The sequence below is a fragment of the Vibrio sp. A11 genome, from assembly GCF_013048705.1.
Taxonomy (GTDB): Bacteria; Pseudomonadota; Gammaproteobacteria; order Enterobacterales; family Vibrionaceae; genus Vibrio; species Vibrio metschnikovii.
Genome location: NZ_VHSI01000008.1, coordinates 80,947 through 100,713, shown reverse-complemented (window position 1 = coordinate 100,713; position 19,767 = coordinate 80,947). Strand labels below are relative to the sequence as shown.

Genomic DNA, 19,767 nt, shown 5'->3' with positions numbered 1-19,767 from the left:
AATAAAGTTGTTTAGGTTTTCTTATGCTTGTCATTCATATTGCAAATAATTCTAAAAAATATCCAAATAAATTTGTCCCACCATATCAAAATTTTGTTGAAAATGAGCTTTCTGGAAATGTTGAACATAGATTCATCTATTTAGGTGATTCTAGTGGAATAGATAAGTCAGCGATTATTTTAAAAGATAATCTTTTTTCAGCCATTAGAGTTTTGTTATTTATGATGAACGCTAATATAGTCGTTTTCCATAGCTTGCCATCTAAATATAATATGTTATTTTTGTCAAATATTATATCGCTCTTTAATCGGGTATATCTAGTGCTTTGGGGCGGAGAAATTTATCACAGGCCTAAAGCTAAAAAATTAAAAACCAAAATTAAATACTATTTCGAGAATAAATTTTTACTTGGGGTTTGTAATTATATAACATATATATCTGAAGATGTTGATTATATTGTTAAAAATATAAACCCTAAGGCTAAGCAAGTAGATCTTGGTGGATTCTATCTTGGGAATTTAATTAAGGACAATAAGGACAATAAGGACAATAAGGTCAATAAGGAGTGCTTCCCAGATAATAATGTCATCAATATATTGGTTGGAGTATCCGCATCAGAAAGAAATAATCATTACGAATTATTAAGGATTATTTCCGAACAGGATTATAAAAATTATGCACTTCATATTCCATTGTCATACGGGGATTTCAAGTATGCTGAAAAACTTAAGGCTTACATCTATGGAAATTTCCCATCTTTTAGATTAAATATATTGGATGATTTTATGCGTCTTGAAGATTATAATGATTTTTTATCTAATATTGATGTTGCCTTATTTGGCCATAATAATCAGCAAGGCATGGGGAACATTCGCCAATTAATTTCAAATGGAACTATAATATACTGTTTGGAAAATAGTGTCACATATCTTTATTTAAAAAAACTAGGATTTGAAGTTTTTACTTTGGGAGAATTTTCATTATGTGATAGTAATAAGCATGTAAAAAGTGAAAAAAATAAACATTTAGCTAGGGAGTTATTTAGTTATTCTGAAAGTGTTGTACTACAGAAGCGTTTTTATGGTAGAAATTGATTGATCTTATCTCATGGGTTATATCAATATTTAAAATAATGTGGTTAAATATTTAATTCACTTTTAAATGATATAACTAATATGGAAATTATAGATGATAACTATGTCTTAATCTTAGAGATATTATTTCGTTTACGGTATATATTATGATCTCAGATAAAGTTAGTATTATATTGTGTGTTCACAATGGAGAGGATTATATAAAAGAATCTATTACTTCATTAATGAATCAAACATATCCAGGGAAAAATCATGAACATGCCCATGTTTAAAGGGTTTGTGGTCTAGATAGCTCACAGTTTTCTTGTTCCGACGGATAACGTTATTACACAATAAACAATTAACTGATGATCAATTTGACGATCATTTTCAATGTTTTCTAATACCTCCATAGACAAATTGGAGGTCAAATAATGAGTAACCAGCACCCATTTATGCATTTCGATGTCATCCCAGATTACCGCCAACAAGGCAAAGTCGAACACAAGTTAACGGATATCATTTTGTTAACAATCTGTGCGGTACTTTCCGGTCAGGATGATTGGAAAGCCATTCATCTTTACGGCACAAGGTGGTTAGATTTTCTCAAACGCTTTGGTGATTTTAGTCATGGCGTTCCCTCTGCCATTACCATAGCTATAGTGATGGGGATGATTAATGCGACACGCTTACAAAAGTGTTTTATCGAATGGATGAAATCATGCTGTGAACTCACTGACGGTGAAGTGATAGCGATAGACGGTAAAACCGTTCGAGGCTCTTATGATGATTCCCGTGGTTTTGGTGCGATTCATATGGTTAATGCGTTTGCTACAGAGAATGGCGTGTGCCTCGGACAACATAAAGTATACGAGAAATCCAATGAGATAACCGCTATTCCTGAATTGCTGCAACTACTTGATATATCTGGTTGTTTAGTGACGATTGATGCGATAGGTTGCCAAAAGAAAATCGCGCAAAAAATCCTTGAAAAGAACGCTGATTACTTGTTGGCGGTGAAAGGAAACCAAGGCCGACTTGAGCAAGCTTTTAACAATTATTTTAATATGAGCATGCTGCAAAAACATGACGGTGATTCTTACAGTACTCAAGAAAAATTGCGAGGCCGACAAGAAACACGATTGGCCTTAGTGAATGAAGATTTAAGTGTTTTGGGCGATCTTGAATTTGATTGGCCAGGGCTCAAAACGATGGGAATTGTGGTATCGATTCGTCAAGAATCAGCAGCGGCTCAAGAATCGGATGTAACGGTTCGATATTATATTAGTTCGAAAGCGCTCAGCGCTAAAGAATTGTTAAATGCTTCACGCTCGCACTGGTTAGTGGAGTCGATGCATTGGATGTTGGATACAGAATTTGGTGAAGATGCTTGCCGTAAACGAGCGGAAGAACGAGCAGAGAATTTCGCAAGGATCAGACAAATGTGTTTAAACATGCTAAAAAGTGAAACGACACTAAAAGCGAGTATTAAACACAAAAGAGCGATGTGCGCGATGGATCCAGAGTACCTTTTGAAGGTATTGGGAAGCCTTTATTTACGGGAATGTTCATGATTTTTCCGTGGCTGCTTGGTTAGCAGGAGATGGTGTTGTTGTTGCACCAATAAAATGGTTTACTTCTGAACTAAGGATTAATAAGGAGATTTCCCCCCCAAAATGGCTAATCTTATAGTATTGTTTTCTTATTTTATTTTTTTCTTTTATATATATAGGATGTTTAAAACTAACAGCATTTTGCTTTTACTTCCAATATACTATCTTTTTACTGTGAGTTATGTTCTTACTGGGGTGTTTTTTTTAAACTACGCCAAAGAAACCCCTTTTGATCTTTATGGTCGAGTGTCTGAGTTGTATATTTTAAAAGCATCGCTTTTTTATATTTTGGCATCGGTTTCTTTTTATGCTGGCAGCTCTGTTTTTAAAGATAAGCATTGTGTGCAATTATTTTTTCAATCAAAAATTAAAATAAAACATCAAAAGTCATTATTAATTTTGTGTGTTTTTGCTTTTTTTGTTTTTATTTTTAGTTATGGTGTTGAGCCATTAATATATAGAGATGGTTATATTTCAGAATATCACGATAGAAATAAAACTGGATTAATATTATTTTATTTTATTGCTCCAATTGCCTTTCTTTTTGTTCCTTTTGTTAAAGGATCGATAGTTAATAAAGTTATATACATTTTTTTCTTTTTTATATTATTCTCATCTTCATCGAGATTTCTTGTTATGCTACCTTTTCTTTATATTGTTGGTTCATATTTAAGAGATGGGTATTTTAAGTTTTCTATTTTTTTTGTTAATATGGTTTTGATTGTTTTAGGATTGGTTTTTGTTCTTCAGATTAGGTACTATCCGCAGCAAGGTCTATTGCCCAACATAGCGTCTTTATTTAGTAAAGGTATAGATGTTGATTATTTGTTTATTGGCCTAAATTACGCATTTAGCTTTTCTTTGATGGGGACTGCCTATGTAATTGAACATTTGCAATTTGATTTACAAGGTTTTTTAATAGGAATTAATCCTATTCCCAGTCGATATTTAAATATTTCTCATATGCTTGATGTGCAGGAGATGTTACCGACAGCTCCTATTTCTGCAATATCATTATTAAGTCAATTTGGTATCTTGGCTGTTTTGTTTTTTTATCTTATCTCAGGCGTTGTGTTTTCATATGTTATAAGTAGACTTAAAGGTAAAACAATTCTTTACTATGCTGTTGCTGGATTATTTATTATTTTTATGTTACTTTCAATACAATATAATATCAGAGGGTTAACTCGATTTTTATATGGTTCAATTTTTATATTCTTCATGTATTTTATTTTCTTTAAATATAGATTTACTTTTCGCAGGTAAATGAATGCATCTTTTACAAGTCGGAGACTTTAGGTTTGATTATTATGATAAATCTCTATTTAGAGCTTTTTCAGAAGTAGGGGATAAGGTCGAAGTATCCAAATTTGAGTGGTCTCGCTACTTTTCAAACTATCAATATAAAAATATTGCGGACAAAATTCGTTTTACGCTAGCGAATCGTTATAAGTTTGGTTTTATTGTTCGCCAGTTGAATCAAGATCTGATCGATGAGGTTGAGCGAGGGGATTACGATATTGTTTTTCTTTGGCGGGCCGTTCATTTATACCCATCTACCATTCAACGCATCAAAAAGCATGCGGTTGTGATTGGGTATAACAATGATCAGACGTTCAGTGTTCATCATCCGTGGTGGCTGTTTCGTTTATTGAAACAATCGATTCCTTATTACGATCACTTTTTTGTTTATCGCCCTTCCGACATTGCGGCCATCGAACGGCTGGGCACGGATGCGTCGGTCTTTATGCCAACGTTTGATGTTGAGCGTATTTTTCCGATTGCATCACGTACACCAGTATTTGATGTCGCGTTTGTTGGCCATTATGAAGATGATGGCCGAGATGAATTGCTGCTTAAGATGATCCAAAGCGGCTTCAAGGTCATGCTCAAAGGGCAGAGATGGAACGAGTCACAACACTACTCCGCGCTCAAATCTGCATTGGGTGAAATTGTTCCAGCATACGATGACTACAATGAAGCCCTCAATTCGGCAAAGGTTTGTTTGTCGTTCCTGTCAAAGTTGAACAACGATACTTATACTCGCCGTACTCTGGAGATTCCCGCTACCCGAACGGTGATGCTTGCAGAATATACAGAAGATCAAGCTCGCATGTTTGTGCCAGATAAAGAAGCGGTGTATTTCAGTAGCCATACCGAAGCGCTAGACAAATTGGCATTTCTAGTTCATCACCCACAAGAGCGAGAGGCGATTGCATTGGCCGGTTATGCCAAGGTAATCAATGGGCCTTATCAATTGACTGATAGAGTTAATGAGATTTTAAAAGTCGCTGGAAAATACTTGCGTTGATTTATGAATAACAAGAAAAAAATATTGTTTTGGGGTGAACTACCACCAGAAGCTGTTCACGGGATTAGTTTGAGTAATGAGCGCATTCTGGATAGTTTGTCGTTGGATTACCAAGTAATTAAGGTGATTGATCGAGCTAGCTTTGGTGGGGTGGTTCGTAAGATTTTCTCTTTGATCGTCTCTCTTTTGATGTTGACCTTTTATGCCACCAAAAAATGCAATTACTTTTATATCAATACACCAATGTCGACATTAGGTTTATGGAAGATTTATCTTGCGGTACGGTTGGTTCTCTTTGTCTCTCCTAAAACTCAGGTTATTTCTCATCTTCATCGCGGTGATTTCCTTGCCTTTATCGCCAATGGTAACAATCGAGCGTTATTTTCGAAATTCTCAAACTATGTGCATCGTTTATTAGTGCTGTCTAATAAATCTAAACGCGAAATTATTGAGAACGATTTATTTGATGCCGAGAGTGTTTGTGTTTTGTTTAATACAATCGAGCCAATTAACCGCCCTAAAGAAGCAACAGATAGTTGTGATAAAGAACGGTATTTGTATTGCCTGTGCAACTATATTGAGACGAAAAGAATTCACAGTTTAGTAAAGATCTCGAATCAATTATTATATCCTGTGAAGTTTAATGGGGTTGCTTCATCAGAACATTATATGAAAAAGCTAGTGCAATTAGATGCAGCGCATCTGTGTTCTTTGGATGATGTTATTCATGGTAATGAGAAAGAGCGAAAGCTTCGAGGGGCCAAAGCTCTTGTACTTCCGTCCCTTAATGAAGGAATGCCATTAGTTTTGCTAGAAAGTCTAGCTCAAGGAACTCCTGTAATTTGCTTCGATGTCGGCTATATCGCTGATTACTTGGGTGAAGATTACCCCGGGTTAGTACGAGAATTAACGGACGAGGCATTAACATCAAGGCTTCAGTGGCTGGAAGAGTTTTCTGAAGCTGAATATCTAGCATTGAGAGACCGTTCATTTAAACTGTTTTGGGATAACTTCGACCCAAATACGATACGTAGTCATACACTTCAACTTTTCAGTAGCTTTAATGGTTAAGAGAATAAAATGAAAAAAGCACTAATTACTGGCATCACCGGCCAAGATGGTTCATACCTAGCAGAGTTTTTATTAGAAAAAGGCTATGAAGTTCACGGTATTATCCGCCGTGCATCTTCTTTTAATACCGAGCGTATCGACTCTACGATTGCCAACTCTAGTAATATCCATCTTCACTACGGTGACTTAACCGATTCATCTAACCTAATCCGTTTAGTGAAAGAAATTCAGCCTGATGAGATCTATAACTTAGGCGCAATGTCGCACGTAGCCGTCTCTTTTGAGTCTCCAGAATATGCGGCAGATGTCGATGCAATGGGCACTATTCGCCTATTAGAAGCAATACGTATCAACGGCTTAGAGAAGAAAACCCGTTTTTATCAAGCATCAACTTCTGAGCTTTATGGTGAAGTGCAAGAAATCCCGCAAAAAGAAACCACGCCATTCCACCCGCGCTCTCCTTATGCGGTTGCAAAAATGTATGCTTATTGGATAACGGTTAACTATCGTGAATCTTACGGCATGTATGCGTGTAATGGCATTTTGTTTAATCATGAATCGCCACGCCGCGGTGAAACTTTTGTGACGCGTAAAATTACTCGTACTATTGCTAATATTTCTCAAGGTTTAGAGCAATGTTTATATCTCGGTAATATGGATGCACTGCGCGATTGGGGCCACGCGAAAGATTATGTGCGTATGCAATGGATGATGCTGCAACAAGACGTGGCCGATGATTTTGTCATTGCAACCGGGAAACAGATTTCAGTTCGTGAGTTTGTGCGTATGTCTGCCAAAGAAGCGGGGATTGAACTAGCCTTCTCTGGTGAAGGTGTCGATGAAATTGCCACCGTAACTGCGGTTGATGCGGATAAAGCACCATCGGTTAAGGTAGGCGATGTGATCGTCCGCGTTAGTCCGAAATTCTTCCGCCCAGCAGAAGTCGAAACACTGTTGGGTGACCCAAGTAAAGCCAAAGCCAAGTTAGGCTGGGTGCCTGAAATCACGGTTGAAGAAATGTGCGCCGAAATGGTTGCGGCAGATATTGATAAAGCCAAGCAACATGCCCTTTTAAAAGCGCATGGTTTTGATGTGGCTATTTCTTTAGAAAACTAAGCGGTATTGATTGTGAAAAAACGAATTTTTGTCGCTGGCCATAATGGTATGGTAGGCTCAGCAATTGTACGCCAACTCTCAGCTCGTGATGATGTTGAGATTATTACTCGTTCACGTAGCGAGTTAGATTTACTCGATCAAGCTGCAGTGAATCAATTTTTTGCTGCTGAGCGAATTGATCAAGTTTACCTAGCAGCGGCTAAAGTAGGCGGTATTCATGCCAATAATGTTTACCCTGCTGAGTTCATTTACGAAAACCTTCTCATGGAGTGCAATATTATCCATGCTGCATATCAGAATAACGTTCAGCACCTGTTGTTTTTAGGCTCTTCATGTATTTACCCTAAACTAGCAAAACAACCGATGACAGAAAGCGCCTTGCTTACTGGTACGTTAGAAGCGACTAATGAACCTTATGCGATTGCTAAAATTGCTGGTATTAAACTGTGTGAGTCGTATAACCGTCAATATGGTCGTGATTATCGCAGTGTGATGCCAACCAATTTGTATGGTGAAAACGATAACTTCCATCCTGAAAACTCTCATGTCATTCCTGCGTTAATGCGTCGCTTTCATGAAGCCAAACTTCGCGGTGATGCTGAGGTTGTCGTTTGGGGAACGGGTACGCCAATGCGTGAGTTCTTGTATGTGGACGATATGGCCGCCGCGTCAGTGCATGTTATGGAGCTAGATAATGAAACTTATCAAGCCCATACCGAACCGATGTTATCGCATATTAATGTGGGTACGGGAGTCGATTGCACGATTCGTGAAATGGCCGAAACAATGGCCAAGGTTGTTGGGTTTAACGGTCAAGTGATCTTTGATAGCACTAAACCTGATGGCACGCCACGCAAATTAATGGATGTATCACGCTTGGCTGCTTTAGGTTGGCGTTATCAGGTTAACCTTGAACAAGGCCTAACGAAAACCTATCAGTGGTTTTTGGCTAATCAAGATAGCTTCCGAAAATAGGCTAGGGATCAATGCAACGATTAGATAAAGAAACGTTTAAAACTATCGTTGCCTCTACGCCGCTGGTTTCTATCGACCTGATTATTCGTAATAGCTGTAATCAGGTTTTATTAGGATTAAGAACTAACCGCCCTGCACAAGGGTTTTGGTTTGTTCCCGGAGGGCGGATTGGCAAAGATGAAACCTTTGAACATGCTTTCTTGCGTTTAACTCAACTAGAGCTTGGTTATCCGATTCCCCTCAACGAAGCGAGTTTTCTTGGACCTTACCAACATCTCTACAGTGATAATTTTTCGGGTACCGATTTCTCTACTCATTATGTGGTGTTAGGTTACCAACTTAAATTAGATCTTGATTTGCAAACGCTACCCGTAGAACAGCATCAAAACTATCAGTGGTGGGATGAGCAAGAGTTGATCAATTCTGATTTGGTGCATCGTAATACTAAAGCGTATTTTTCAGATAACTATAAATAAAAAGTAGGTAACGGTTATGTTATTACCTGTCATTATGGCGGGAGGCTCAGGTAGTCGCCTTTGGCCGCTCTCACGCAGTTTATACCCTAAACAATTTATCAGCTTAGCCAGCGATAAAACCATGTTACAAGACACCCTTCTTCGGCTTGAAGGATTAGCGCACCAAGCACCGCTATTAATTTGTAATCAAGAACATCGTTTTATTGTTGCAGAACAATTGCGCCAACAAGGTCTACAACATGGTGGTATTATTCTTGAGCCCGTTGGGCGAAATACTGCCCCTGCCATTGCTTTAGCTGCTCTGCAAGCGATTAAAGAGGGTCAAGACCCGCTTTTACTCGTTTTAGCCGCTGATCATGTTATTCAACAATCTCTTGCTTTCACACAAGCCGTTGAAGCGGCGATTGCTTCTGCCGAGCAAGGCATGTTAGTCACCTTTGGTATTGTCCCGACTGCACCAGAAACCGGTTATGGTTATATTAAGCAAGGTGAGCCAGTTGGCGAATCAGCCTATCGCGTTGCTCAATTTGTCGAAAAACCCAATCTTGCCACTGCCAAGCAATACCTTAGTTCTGGTGAATATTATTGGAACAGTGGCATGTTCTTATTTAAAGCGTCGCGTTATTTAGCCGAGCTAAAAGCCCATCGCCCTGATATTTTAAAAGCCTGTGAATTGGCCATGCAAGGCGCAAGAGCCGATCTTGATTTTATCCGTGTCGCAGAAGATCAATTTGCTGAATGCCCCGATGAATCGATTGATTATGCGGTGATGGAAAAAACCCAAGATGCACTTGTGGTTCCGATGGATGCTGGTTGGAGCGATGTTGGTTCGTTCAACGCTTTATGGGAAGTATCTGAAAAAGATTCAGCAGGCAACGCGGTTGTTGGTGATGTAATGCTTGAACAAACCCGTAACAGTTATGTGTATGCGCAGAACAAATTGGTTTCTACCGTTGGGGTTGATAATTTAGTCATTATTGAAACCAAAGATGCCGTATTGGTCGCCAATAAAGATAAAGTACAAGATGTCAAAAATATTGTTAACCAATTAAAAGCACAAAATCGCCGTGAATGTGAGCAGCATCGTGAAGTGTACCGCCCTTGGGGGTCTCATGATGAAATTGCCGAAGGTGATCGTTTTCATGTCAAACATCTTAAAGTCAAGCCGGGTGAGAAAACGGCTTTACAAATGCATCATCATAGAGCTGAGCATTGGGTTGTTGTACAAGGTACGGCCAAAGTCACTAATGGAGAGAAAAGCTATTTAGTCAGTGAAAATCAATCCACTTATATTCCCCTTGGCTCTGCACATCGGATTGAAAACCCAGGAAAAGTTGATTTGCATTTAATTGAAGTTCGTTCGGGTAGTTATCTGCAAGAAGACGATATTGTCCGTTTAGAAGAGTATGGAGTTGGGTATTAAATTATGGTGATGTTAAATACAAAGCAAGTGATTGAACAATCTGGCATCCAATTTGGTACCAGTGGGGCACGCGGCTTGGTAACTCAATTCACTTCTCAGGTGTGCGTCGCTTTTACTCATACTTTTTTAGCCAGCTTGCAAGGGCATTTTGCATTCAATCAGGTAGCGATTGCGATTGATAATCGCCCAAGTAGCCCAGCCATGGCCCAAGCGTGTATTGCAGCAATTGAATCACAAGGCTTAGATGTTGTCTATTATGGTGTGGTACCAACACCCGCACTGGCTTATGTGGCAATGCAGCAAGCTACCCCTTGTATTATGGTCACCGGTAGCCACATTCCTTTTGACCGTAATGGCCTGAAGTTTTACCGCCCAGATGGTGAAATTACCAAAGCCGACGAACAAGCCATTTTAACTGCGCAAGTGGAATTTGCTTTGCCAGAAACGCTCCCTGCTTTAGTCGTCAATCCACAAGCTGCTGAACTTTATATTGAGCGCTACACCAGTTTGTTTGAGCAAGATTTACTGGCTGGCAAGCGTATCGGTATTTATGAGCACTCCAGCGCAGGGCGTGATCTTTATCAACCCCTATTTACAGCACTAGGTGCTGAAGTGATTTCACTTGAGCGCAGTGATGAGTTTGTGCCTATTGATACTGAAGCGGTATCAGAAGCGGATAAGTTGAAGGCTAAGGCGTGGTCACAGCAGTATCAACTGGATGCGATTTTTTCTACTGATGGTGATGGCGATCGACCATTAGTGGCTGATGAAAATGGTGAATGGCTGCGTGGGGACATTCTCGGCGTGCTGTGTGCGCAGGCCATGAATATGCAAGCGCTGGCGGTGCCAGTCAGCTGTAATACGGTGATCGAGTCGATTCCACAATTTAGTCAGGTATCGCGCACTCGTATTGGCTCACCGTATGTCATTGCTGAATTTGCTGAGTTGGCGAAGCATTATGATTCTATCTCCGGATTTGAAGCCAATGGCGGTTATCTGCTAGGTTCTGATGTGCAAATCAATGGCAAAGCACTGAAAGCGCTACCAACACGTGACGCGGTATTACCCTTTATTATGTTGCTGTCTGCAGCGAAAGAGTCGGGTATTACGGCATTAGTAGAAGCCCTGCCTAAACGTTACACTCATAGCGACCGTATTCAAAACTTTGCCACTGAGAAGAGCGTTGCGATTGTGCAAGCAGGCGCAAAAAACGCCCAAGCACTTAGCGAGCAAGTTGGCTTTACTGGCCTTACGGTTCAGGCAGTGGATATCACTGATGGGTTGCGTATTACTTTATCGGATAACTCGATTTTCCATTTGCGACCATCGGGCAACGCCCCTGAACTGCGTTGCTATGCCGAGGCTCAGAGTTATGATCAGGCGCAGGCTATCGTCAATCAAGTGCTTGCGAAAGTGCAACAGTTGTAGAAGGTAGCTGGAACTTACAACTAGGTAATAAGAATCAAATATGAAAGTTTCGATAATTACGGTTTGTTATAACTCTGAAAAAACGATAGAGGACACCATTAGATCGGTCGCTTCTCAAGATTATGATGATATTGAATATATAATCATAGACGGAGGTTCGACTGATAGTACTCTGGATATTGTGAAAAAAAATTCTAATCATGTAGATGTTTACTTAAGTGAGAAGGATGAGGGCTTATATGATGCAATGAATAAAGGGATTAAACTGGCGAGTGGTGATGTAATTGGCATATTAAACTCGGATGACTTTTTCGTTTCTCGATCGAGTGTATCGGATTTGATGTCTGGATTCAGTCAATTAGATGTTGATGCAGTTTATTCTGATCTTATTTATGTTCAAGCAGAGAATACCGATAAAGTGACAAGACTTTATAGTTCTAAAATTTTCAAACGGTCACTAATTAGATTTGGTTTAATGCTACCTCACCCTACATTTTACGCAAAAAAGTCCGTTTATGATAAATGTGGACTCTATAAATTAAATTACCGAGTTGCAGCAGATTTTGAATTTATAGCTCGTTGTGTAACGAAAGGTATCAAATTCAATCGAGTACCTAAGATTACGGTAAAAATGAGAGAAGGTGGAATAAGCTCCAGTGGTTTAATGTGGAGGATACATCAAAATTTAGAAATCGTTAGGGCTTGTCGAGAAAATGGTATTTACACGAACATGATCATGGTTGCACTTAAATTGCCTTATAAAGTGTTCACTTTATTGACTAGAAAATTGGTGAGAGTTTAATTATGGCAATACTAGTAACCGGAGCTACAGGATTTGTTGGTAGAGAACTTACTAGTTTAGAACAAGATTTTCGTAGTGTAGTACGTTTTGGTGAAAAGCATCCATTCAAAGATAATTATGTCATTACTTCTTTAGATGAATCAACGGATTGGAGTCATTGCTTTCATGATATTAATTCGGTGATTCATCTTGCTGGTCTTGCACACAATAACGTGTTTACTGATGCAGAATATCGGTCTATAAATACAAATGGAACTTTGAGGCTTGCTTTAAAAGCTGCTGAGGCTGGTGTTCGTCGCTTTGTTTTTGTCAGTTCAATTGGTGTCAATGGCATCTCAACCAAAGATAAACCTTTCACCTCGAATACGAAAGTTGAGCCGCACAATCCTTACGCACAATCTAAATACGAAGCCGAACGTGGCTTAAAAAAAATTGCCGAGGAAACAGGGCTCGAGGTAGTTATTGTTAGGCCTACATTGGTTTATGGCCCTAATGCGCCGGGTAACTTTGGTATGCTTACTCGGTTGGTAAGTAAGTTACCTATTTTACCTTTTGGGCTTGCGAATAATCGTCGTGATTTTATTGCAGTGCAAAACCTAGCTGATTTACTGGTAACATGTGCTACCCATCCAAATGCAGCAGGACATACTTTTTTAGCTTCCGATGGTGAAACGGTTTCTATTAAAGAATTTACCAATGCCATGGCTAAAGGGTTGGGTAAGAAAGTTGTTCAACTGCCAATCCCAGTTGGTCTAATGCATTTAATTGGTAAAGTAACGGGTAAATCAGCGATGATTGAACAGTTATTTGGTAATTTAGAAGTGGATTCTTCAAATATCCAACAAGTTTTGGGTTGGACTCCACCATTCACCATGGAACAAGCCATGGCTTCATTAAAAGATTCGGATAAATAATATCATGATTCGTCTAATAGATTTCTTAGCAGCTTTCTTTGGCTTGCTATTTTTATGGCCAGTTTTACTGGTCGTAACCATCATTGGGTTGTTTGATACTGGCTCGCCGATTTTCGTGCAAGAGCGTGTTGGGCGAAATAAAAAACCATTCAAACTGGTGAAATTCCGCACCATGTCAGTAGATACTCAGTCAGTGGCTTCACACCTAGCAAGTAATGCTTCAATCACTAAATTAGGTGCGTTTTTGCGCAAAACCAAGATCGATGAGCTACCACAATTGATTAATGTGCTGAAAGGTGAAATGAGCTTAGTGGGCCCGCGCCCCAATCTCTTTAACCAACAAGAATTAATTAAAGAGCGTGATGCCCTTGGGGTATATGATGTACTCCCTGGTATTACTGGCTTAGCACAAGTACAAAATATCGATATGTCCACCCCAGCGCTACTGGCACAAACAGACCGTGAAATGATTGATACTTTAACTATAACAAACTACTTTAAGTATATAATCATGACAGTAACAGGTAGCGGTTCGGGTGACGCTGTTAAAAAATCTTAATCTACGATAAAAGTGATCAGTATTTATGGACAAGTTGGCTTACCTTTGGTCCTTACCCAGAGCTTATAAACGTTTAATTAGCTTAGCAATTGACACCTTGTTAATCACCGTGTCTTTTTTTGCTGCGCTATGGGCGAGATTAGGTGAGGTAGTTATACCCCCTTCATCTTTAACCACATTGACTTTACTTGGTACTGTGGTTGTCACCTTAGTAGTCTTTACTCGTTTAGGGCTTTATCGCGCGGTGCTGCGCTTTTTAACCTTCCATGCGCTGGTGGTGATTTTCGCTGGTGCCTTGCTGTCTTCATTAGCATTAACATCCTTTGCTTATTATTTTAACGCTGCCATACCTCGCACCGTGCCAGTTATTTATTTAACTTTTCTCGTGTTGCTTTGTGGTGGCGCGCGCATGTTAGTGCGTTCAATGATAGTACAAACCCAGTGCCGTAATAATGATCGCGCCCAAGTGCTAATTTATGGTGCTGGTAGCACCGGACGGCAACTCGCCATTGCACTACGTAATTCACCTCATTACCAAATCAAAGCATTTTTAGATAATGATCTGACGCTGGCCAATACGATTATTCAAGGTGTAACGGTTTATCCTGCACAGATGGCTGAAAGATTAGTTGATAAATATCAGGTAGATAAAATTTTATTGGCTATTCCTCGCACCTCTCGTGCAGAAAGGAAACAGATTCTTGATGAGTTACTGCATTTACCAGTAGAAGTGCTGACCGTACCTGATTTTGCCGATATTGTTGAGGGGCACGCTACTGTTGATGAATTAAAAGATGTCGCGATAGAAGACTTATTAGGTCGCGATCCGGTTGCTCCCGATGTGGATTTAATGCAGTCAAATATTCAAGGCAAAGTGGTGATGGTCACTGGCGCTGGCGGCTCGATAGGTTCTGAGCTTTGTCGTCAAATTGTGATGCAAAAGCCTAACACCTTGATCTTATTTGAACTATCAGAGTTTGCTCTATATCAAATCGATAAAGAGTTATCACTGTTTGTTGAAGCTGAACAGCTGGCGGTGGAGATCATCCCACTGCTGGGTTCTGTGCAACGTATTAACCGTTTATCTACAGTGATGAAGGCTTTTAATGTACAAACGGTTTATCATGCTGCGGCTTATAAGCACGTTCCTTTAGTTGAGTACAATGTGGTTGAAGGGGTACGTAATAATGTGTTTGGCACTTATTATTGCGCCAGAGCCGCGATTGAAGCCAAAGTTGAATCTTTTGTCCTTATCTCAACCGATAAAGCGGTGCGGCCAACGAATGTAATGGGCACCACTAAACGTATGGCAGAATTAGCATTGCAAGCTTTAGCCCAGCAAGAAGCGCAAAAAGCCCGTGGCACGCGTTTTTGTATGGTTCGCTTTGGTAATGTATTGGGCTCTTCAGGCTCGGTTATCCCTTTATTTAAACGTCAAATAGCTGAAGGTAAGCCGATCACTGTGACTCATCCAGATATTATCCGCTACTTTATGACGATTCCTGAAGCAGCACAGTTGGTGATTCAGGCTGGCGCAATGGGTAAAGGTGGAGATGTGTTTGTTCTGGACATGGGTGAGCCAGTTAAAATTGTCGATTTAGCGAAAAACTTGATTCGTTTATCGGGCTTAGAAGTGAAAAGTGTTGAAAACCCGAACGGTGATATTGAAATTAAATTCACCGGTTTGCGCCCAGGTGAGAAGCTCTATGAAGAACTCTTGATCGGCGATAACGTTGAGGGCACTGAACATGAACGTATCATGACAGCAAATGAGCGTTTCTTACCATTGAATGAGTTTGCGATTATCCTCGACAACCTTGATAAAGCTTGTCATCACTTTGATCATGAAGCAATTCGCCAAATTCTATTAGATGCGCCTACAGGTTTTGATCCTACTGATGGTATCGGTGATTTGGTGTGGAATGAAAAACAAAAAAAAGAGCAGGCTCAGTCTAATATTGTAGAGTTAAAAACGACCCAGACGGCTTAAACTGAGTCTGTATCTAGACAGTTAGAACTTAGGCGCTCACCTCACCAATTGGCGCATGTGGCAGAATGGATCCCCGCCTTCGCGGGGATGACGATGGTGAGAGTGGTGTTTTTCCTAAGACCTAGAGTATCCAGCCCCATAACCTTTGTCATCATTACGCATTAAGCACCTAGAACCTCAAATCAGAATCTCAAATATTCAAATCAGGAACAAACAATGAAAATTGCAGTAGCAGGTACTGGCTATGTTGGCCTTTCCAATGCGATGTTATTAGCCCAGCATCATCAAGTGGTGGCGGTTGATATCGTTGAACATAAAGTCACCATGTTAAATCATAAGCAATCGCCGATTGTCGATGCTGAAATTGAACACTTCCTTGCCAATAAGCCGCTTAATTTTGTGGCCACTTTAGATAAGCAGCACGCCTATCAAGATGCCGAGTTTGTGATTATCGCCACTCCTACTGATTACGACCCACAAACCAACTACTTTAATACCAGCTCAGTTGAGGCGGTGATCCGCGATGTGATGGCGATTAACCCTGACGCGGTGATGGTGATTAAATCTACCGTCCCTGTGGGTTATACCGCACGCATCAAACAAGAGCTTAACTGCGACAATATCCTCTTCTCCCCTGAGTTTTTACGTGAAGGCAAAGCGCTGTACGATAACCTGCACCCATCGCGAATTATTGTCGGTGAGCGTAGCGCAAGGGCAGAAGTATTTGCCAATTTACTGCTTGAAGGGGCGGAAAAGAAAGACGTGTCAGTGCTGTTTACTGACTCTACTGAAGCAGAAGCGGTGAAACTGTTCTCGAATACTTATTTAGCCATGCGGGTTGCCTATTTTAATGAGCTGGATTCCTACGCTGAAGCGAATGGCTTAGATGCACGGCAGATCATTGAAGGGGTCGGCTTAGACCCACGGATTGGCAACCACTACAATAACCCCTCGTTTGGTTATGGTGGTTATTGCTTACCGAAAGATACCAAGCAGCTACTTGCCAACTACAGCAGTGTGCCGAATAACATTATTGGTGCCATTGTTGACGCTAACCGCACTCGAAAAGATTTTATTGCCGATTCAATTATCAAGCGCCAGCCACAGGTAGTGGGGGTTTACCGTTTGATCATGAAAGCCGGCTCAGATAACTTCCGCGCATCGAGTATTCAAGGCATCATGAAACGGATTAAAGCCAAGGGTATTGAAGTGGTGGTTTATGAGCCAGTATTGGATGAGCCGGAGTTTTTCCACTCACGAGTGATTAAAGATTTAAACGAGTTTAAACAAACCGCGGATGTAATTGTCTCTAACCGTATGGTGGAAGAGCTAGCGGATGTGGCGGATAAGGTCTACACCCGTGATTTGTTTGGTAGTGATTAGGTAAAAGCAGCGCCTAGGTTAAAAGCAGGTCCTAGGTCCTAGGAAAAGCAGGTCCTAGGGAAGAGCAAAAGCCAGAATCAAACTTCCGCCTTTTTCCGTCATTCCCGCGCAGGCGGGAATCCATGCGAGGTGTCAGTCAACGCTGTGCTTGTCACCGCTAACTGAGTGAAAGTTGGCTGGGATGACGTATTTGAGTATGTATGCCGAAGGTGAGAATTGTGTTTTCCTAGGACCTAGGATCCTATAACTTAACACCTATATCCTTTCCATAAATTTTTTTCGAGACTGAAACATGAAATATCTAGTCACTGGTGCCGCGGGCTTTATTGGTAGCGCCACCATTAAAAAATTGACCGACCAGGGCCATCATGTGGTTGGCATTGATAATATCAACGACTATTACGATGTTAATCTAAAACACGCCAGACTGGCGCGTATTGACCACCCGCTGTTTCGTTTTATTCAACTAGACATAGCTGATCGTGCTGCCATGGCGCAGCTTTTCGAACAAGAGAAGTTTGAGCGAGTGATTCACCTTGCCGCGCAAGCCGGGGTACGTTATTCACTCGAAAACCCTCATGCTTACGCCGATTCAAATTTAGTCGGTCATCTGAATATTCTTGAAGGCTGCCGACAAAATAAAGTGGGCCATTTAGTCTACGCTTCATCCAGCTCTGTGTATGGCTTAAATGCGAAAGTGCCTTTTGCTACTTCTGACTCGGTCGATCACCCCGTCTCGTTATATGCGGCCACTAAAAAATCCAATGAGCTAATGGCGCACAGTTATTCGCACCTTTACGATATTCCGACCACGGGTTTACGCTTCTTTACCGTATATGGTTCTTGGGGACGTCCGGATATGGCTCCGTTTATCTTCACTAAGAAGATTTTAGCCGGCGAAAGCATAGATATTAATAACCATGGTGATATGTGGCGTGATTTTACCCATGTTGACGATATTGTTGAGGGCGTAGTACGCATTACGGATGTGCTTCCGGCTCGCAATGCGGCTTGGACGGTAGAATCTGGCACGCCAGCGACCAGCTCTGCTCCTTACGCGATTTATAATATCGGTCATGGCTCACCAATTAATTTGATGGAATTTGTCAAAGCGATTGAAGACCAACTAGGGATTGAAGCCAAGAAAAACTTCCGTGGTATGCAACCAGGGGATGTGTATCAAACTTACGCCGATACCGAAGATTTATTTACTGCTATAGGTTATCGCCCACGTATTGGTGTCAAAGAGGGTGTGGCGGAGTTTATTAATTGGTATCGCGAGTTTTATAAACTATGAGGTCCTAGGGAAAAGCAGGTCCTAGGGAAAGCAAAATCCAGATCCAAACTCCCCTCAAGAGGGAATTAAACCCCGCGTCATTACATTTCACTTACGTATCTATCCCCGACACCCACCACCGTCATTCCCGCGCAGGCGGGAATCCATACGGGGTGTCAGTTAACGCTGTGGTTATCACAAATAACTGAACTAAAGTCGGCGGTGAAGAAATCGCTCACCCAACCATTTGGCGTATGTGGCAGAATGGATCCCCGCCTACTCGGGGATGACGAACGTAAGTGCAGATGCTGTATTTGAGCTCCGATGACGTTGATGAATGCGGATGCCAAACGTGAGTATGCATGCCGAAGGTGAGAATTGTGTTTTCCTAGGACCTAGGACCTAGGATCCTATAACCATTAACCAGTAAGTTATTATTATGATTAAAAAATGCTTATTTCCTGCCGCTGGCTACGGCACCCGCTTTTTACCTGCCACCAAATCTATGCCTAAAGAGATGATGCCGGTTGTCAACAAGCCCTTAATTGAATACGGCGTTGATGAGGCCATTCAGGCGGGGATGACCGATATGTGTGTGGTCACTGGGCGTGGAAAAAATGTCTTAATGGATCACTTTGATAAAAACTATGAATTAGAACATCAGATCAGTGGCACTAACAAAGAGAATCTCTTAACCGGTATTCGCTCACTGATTGATGCGGCCAACTTTACTTATATCCGCCAACGTGAAATGAAAGGTTTAGGTCATGCAATTTTAACCGGCCAGCCTTTGATTGGTGATAATCCTTTTGCGGTGGTGTTAGCGGATGATTTATGTGTTAATCCTGAGCAAGGGGTATTAGCGCAAATGGTGGCTTTATATAACCAGTTTCGTTGCTCAATCATTGCCGTGCAAGAAGTACCTGAAGATGAAACTCATAAGTATGGCGTGATTGCTGGTGAAATGATCAAAGATGATATTTATCGAGTTGATACCATGGTTGAGAAACCTGAGCCAGGCACGGCGCCAAGTAACCTAGCGATTATTGGCCGTTATATTTTAACGCCGGATATTTTTGAGCTGATCGAGCAAACTGAGCCGGGTAAAGGTGGCGAGATTCAAATTACTGATGCGCTGTTAAAGCAAGCCAAATCCGGTTGTGTATTGGCCTATAAGTTTAAGGGCCAGCGTTTTGATTGCGGCAGTGTTGAGGGCTACATTGAAGCGACCAATTACTGTTATGAAAATTTATATGGCGCTAAGGGGTAGTCTCGCACCTGCGCTCGTCACTTGGCGTTTTCGGCGGAATGGATCCCCGCCTGCGCGGGGATGAAGAACGTGAGTGGGAGCGTTTAA

Annotated in this window: 17 protein-coding genes; all 17 read left to right on the top strand. The window is 40.9% G+C overall.

The window, feature by feature from the left end:
- Positions 1-23: 23 nt before the first annotated feature.
- The 17 genes from FKQ60_RS10105 to galU all read left to right on the top strand — a co-directional run bounded on the left by FKQ60_RS10105 (position 24) and on the right by galU (position 19,680).
- On the top strand, positions 24-1,094 hold the full coding sequence (locus tag FKQ60_RS10105; RefSeq protein WP_170906438.1) for a TDP-N-acetylfucosamine:lipid II N-acetylfucosaminyltransferase: 1,071 nt from the start codon (positions 24-26) through the stop codon (positions 1,092-1,094).
- Between the two features lie 413 nt (positions 1,095-1,507).
- Positions 1,508-2,647: an ISAs1 family transposase gene (locus tag FKQ60_RS10100; RefSeq protein WP_170906437.1), complete on the top strand. Its 1,140-nt coding sequence runs from the start codon at positions 1,508-1,510 to the stop codon at positions 2,645-2,647.
- A gap of 102 nt (positions 2,648-2,749) precedes the next feature.
- Complete coding sequence (locus FKQ60_RS10095; RefSeq protein WP_170906436.1) at positions 2,750-3,952, top strand: hypothetical protein; 1,203 nt, start codon at positions 2,750-2,752, stop codon at positions 3,950-3,952.
- 4 nt (positions 3,953-3,956) lie between these two features.
- Positions 3,957-4,997 (top strand): glycosyltransferase, encoded by a 1,041-nt coding sequence (locus tag FKQ60_RS10090; protein ID WP_170906435.1) that lies wholly within the window; start codon positions 3,957-3,959, stop codon positions 4,995-4,997.
- A 3-nt stretch (positions 4,998-5,000) separates the two neighbouring features.
- Entirely contained in the window at positions 5,001-6,068 is a 1,068-nt protein-coding gene (locus tag FKQ60_RS10085; RefSeq protein WP_170906434.1) for a glycosyltransferase family 4 protein, read from the top strand.
- A 9-nt stretch (positions 6,069-6,077) separates the two neighbouring features.
- Entirely contained in the window at positions 6,078-7,184 is a 1,107-nt protein-coding gene (gene gmd / locus FKQ60_RS10080) for a GDP-mannose 4,6-dehydratase (protein ID WP_170906433.1), read from the top strand.
- A gap of 9 nt (positions 7,185-7,193) precedes the next feature.
- Positions 7,194-8,159: a GDP-L-fucose synthase gene (locus tag FKQ60_RS10075; RefSeq protein ID WP_170906488.1), complete on the top strand. Its 966-nt coding sequence runs from the start codon at positions 7,194-7,196 to the stop codon at positions 8,157-8,159.
- 11 nt (positions 8,160-8,170) lie between these two features.
- Positions 8,171-8,635, top strand: coding sequence for a GDP-mannose mannosyl hydrolase (locus tag FKQ60_RS10070; protein WP_161426520.1), 465 nt, complete (start codon positions 8,171-8,173; stop codon positions 8,633-8,635).
- A 16-nt stretch (positions 8,636-8,651) separates the two neighbouring features.
- The gene (locus FKQ60_RS10065; protein ID WP_170906432.1) at positions 8,652-10,058 is read left to right on the top strand and encodes a mannose-1-phosphate guanylyltransferase/mannose-6-phosphate isomerase; all 1,407 of its coding nucleotides are present in this window, start codon (positions 8,652-8,654) and stop codon (positions 10,056-10,058) included.
- A 9-nt stretch (positions 10,059-10,067) separates the two neighbouring features.
- On the top strand, positions 10,068-11,486 hold the full coding sequence (locus FKQ60_RS10060; protein ID WP_212752423.1) for a phosphomannomutase: 1,419 nt from the start codon (positions 10,068-10,070) through the stop codon (positions 11,484-11,486).
- Positions 11,487-11,526: 40 nt separating this feature from the next.
- Entirely contained in the window at positions 11,527-12,288 is a 762-nt protein-coding gene (locus FKQ60_RS10055) for a glycosyltransferase family 2 protein (RefSeq protein ID WP_170906431.1), read from the top strand.
- A 2-nt stretch (positions 12,289-12,290) separates the two neighbouring features.
- Positions 12,291-13,202, top strand: a complete 912-nt coding sequence (locus FKQ60_RS10050; RefSeq protein ID WP_170906430.1) for an NAD-dependent epimerase/dehydratase family protein — start codon at positions 12,291-12,293, stop codon at positions 13,200-13,202.
- A gap of 4 nt (positions 13,203-13,206) precedes the next feature.
- On the top strand, positions 13,207-13,761 hold the full coding sequence (locus FKQ60_RS10045) for a sugar transferase (protein WP_170904932.1): 555 nt from the start codon (positions 13,207-13,209) through the stop codon (positions 13,759-13,761).
- A gap of 25 nt (positions 13,762-13,786) precedes the next feature.
- Positions 13,787-15,751, top strand: coding sequence for a nucleoside-diphosphate sugar epimerase/dehydratase (locus FKQ60_RS10040; protein ID WP_170904933.1), 1,965 nt, complete (start codon positions 13,787-13,789; stop codon positions 15,749-15,751).
- 216 nt (positions 15,752-15,967) lie between these two features.
- Positions 15,968-17,134, top strand: a complete 1,167-nt coding sequence (locus tag FKQ60_RS10035; RefSeq protein ID WP_170906429.1) for a nucleotide sugar dehydrogenase — start codon at positions 15,968-15,970, stop codon at positions 17,132-17,134.
- Positions 17,135-17,426: 292 nt separating this feature from the next.
- Positions 17,427-18,431 (top strand): NAD-dependent epimerase, encoded by a 1,005-nt coding sequence (locus tag FKQ60_RS10030; RefSeq protein ID WP_170906428.1) that lies wholly within the window; start codon positions 17,427-17,429, stop codon positions 18,429-18,431.
- Between the two features lie 418 nt (positions 18,432-18,849).
- Entirely contained in the window at positions 18,850-19,680 is an 831-nt protein-coding gene (gene galU, locus FKQ60_RS10025) for a UTP--glucose-1-phosphate uridylyltransferase GalU (protein WP_050782772.1), read from the top strand.
- Positions 19,681-19,767 lie beyond the last annotated feature (87 nt).

What these genes read in the sequence shown, in the direction of transcription:
- FKQ60_RS10105 (WP_170906438.1), top strand. Translation starts at nt 24, where the DNA reads ATGCTTGTCATTCATATTGCAAATAATTCTAAAAAATATCCAAATAAA.
- FKQ60_RS10100 (WP_170906437.1), top strand. Translation starts at nt 1,508, where the DNA reads ATGAGTAACCAGCACCCATTTATGCATTTCGATGTCATCCCAGATTAC.
- FKQ60_RS10095 (WP_170906436.1), top strand. Translation starts at nt 2,750, where the DNA reads ATGGCTAATCTTATAGTATTGTTTTCTTATTTTATTTTTTTCTTTTAT.
- FKQ60_RS10090 (WP_170906435.1), top strand. Translation starts at nt 3,957, where the DNA reads ATGCATCTTTTACAAGTCGGAGACTTTAGGTTTGATTATTATGATAAA.
- FKQ60_RS10085 (WP_170906434.1), top strand. Translation starts at nt 5,001, where the DNA reads ATGAATAACAAGAAAAAAATATTGTTTTGGGGTGAACTACCACCAGAA.
- gmd (WP_170906433.1), top strand. Translation starts at nt 6,078, where the DNA reads ATGAAAAAAGCACTAATTACTGGCATCACCGGCCAAGATGGTTCATAC.
- FKQ60_RS10070 (WP_161426520.1), top strand. Translation starts at nt 8,171, where the DNA reads ATGCAACGATTAGATAAAGAAACGTTTAAAACTATCGTTGCCTCTACG.
- FKQ60_RS10065 (WP_170906432.1), top strand. Translation starts at nt 8,652, where the DNA reads ATGTTATTACCTGTCATTATGGCGGGAGGCTCAGGTAGTCGCCTTTGG.
- FKQ60_RS10060 (WP_212752423.1), top strand. Translation starts at nt 10,068, where the DNA reads ATGTTAAATACAAAGCAAGTGATTGAACAATCTGGCATCCAATTTGGT.
- FKQ60_RS10055 (WP_170906431.1), top strand. Translation starts at nt 11,527, where the DNA reads ATGAAAGTTTCGATAATTACGGTTTGTTATAACTCTGAAAAAACGATA.
- FKQ60_RS10050 (WP_170906430.1), top strand. Translation starts at nt 12,291, where the DNA reads ATGGCAATACTAGTAACCGGAGCTACAGGATTTGTTGGTAGAGAACTT.
- FKQ60_RS10045 (WP_170904932.1), top strand. Translation starts at nt 13,207, where the DNA reads ATGATTCGTCTAATAGATTTCTTAGCAGCTTTCTTTGGCTTGCTATTT.
- FKQ60_RS10040 (WP_170904933.1), top strand. Translation starts at nt 13,787, where the DNA reads ATGGACAAGTTGGCTTACCTTTGGTCCTTACCCAGAGCTTATAAACGT.
- FKQ60_RS10035 (WP_170906429.1), top strand. Translation starts at nt 15,968, where the DNA reads ATGAAAATTGCAGTAGCAGGTACTGGCTATGTTGGCCTTTCCAATGCG.
- FKQ60_RS10030 (WP_170906428.1), top strand. Translation starts at nt 17,427, where the DNA reads ATGAAATATCTAGTCACTGGTGCCGCGGGCTTTATTGGTAGCGCCACC.
- galU (WP_050782772.1), top strand. Translation starts at nt 18,850, where the DNA reads ATGATTAAAAAATGCTTATTTCCTGCCGCTGGCTACGGCACCCGCTTT.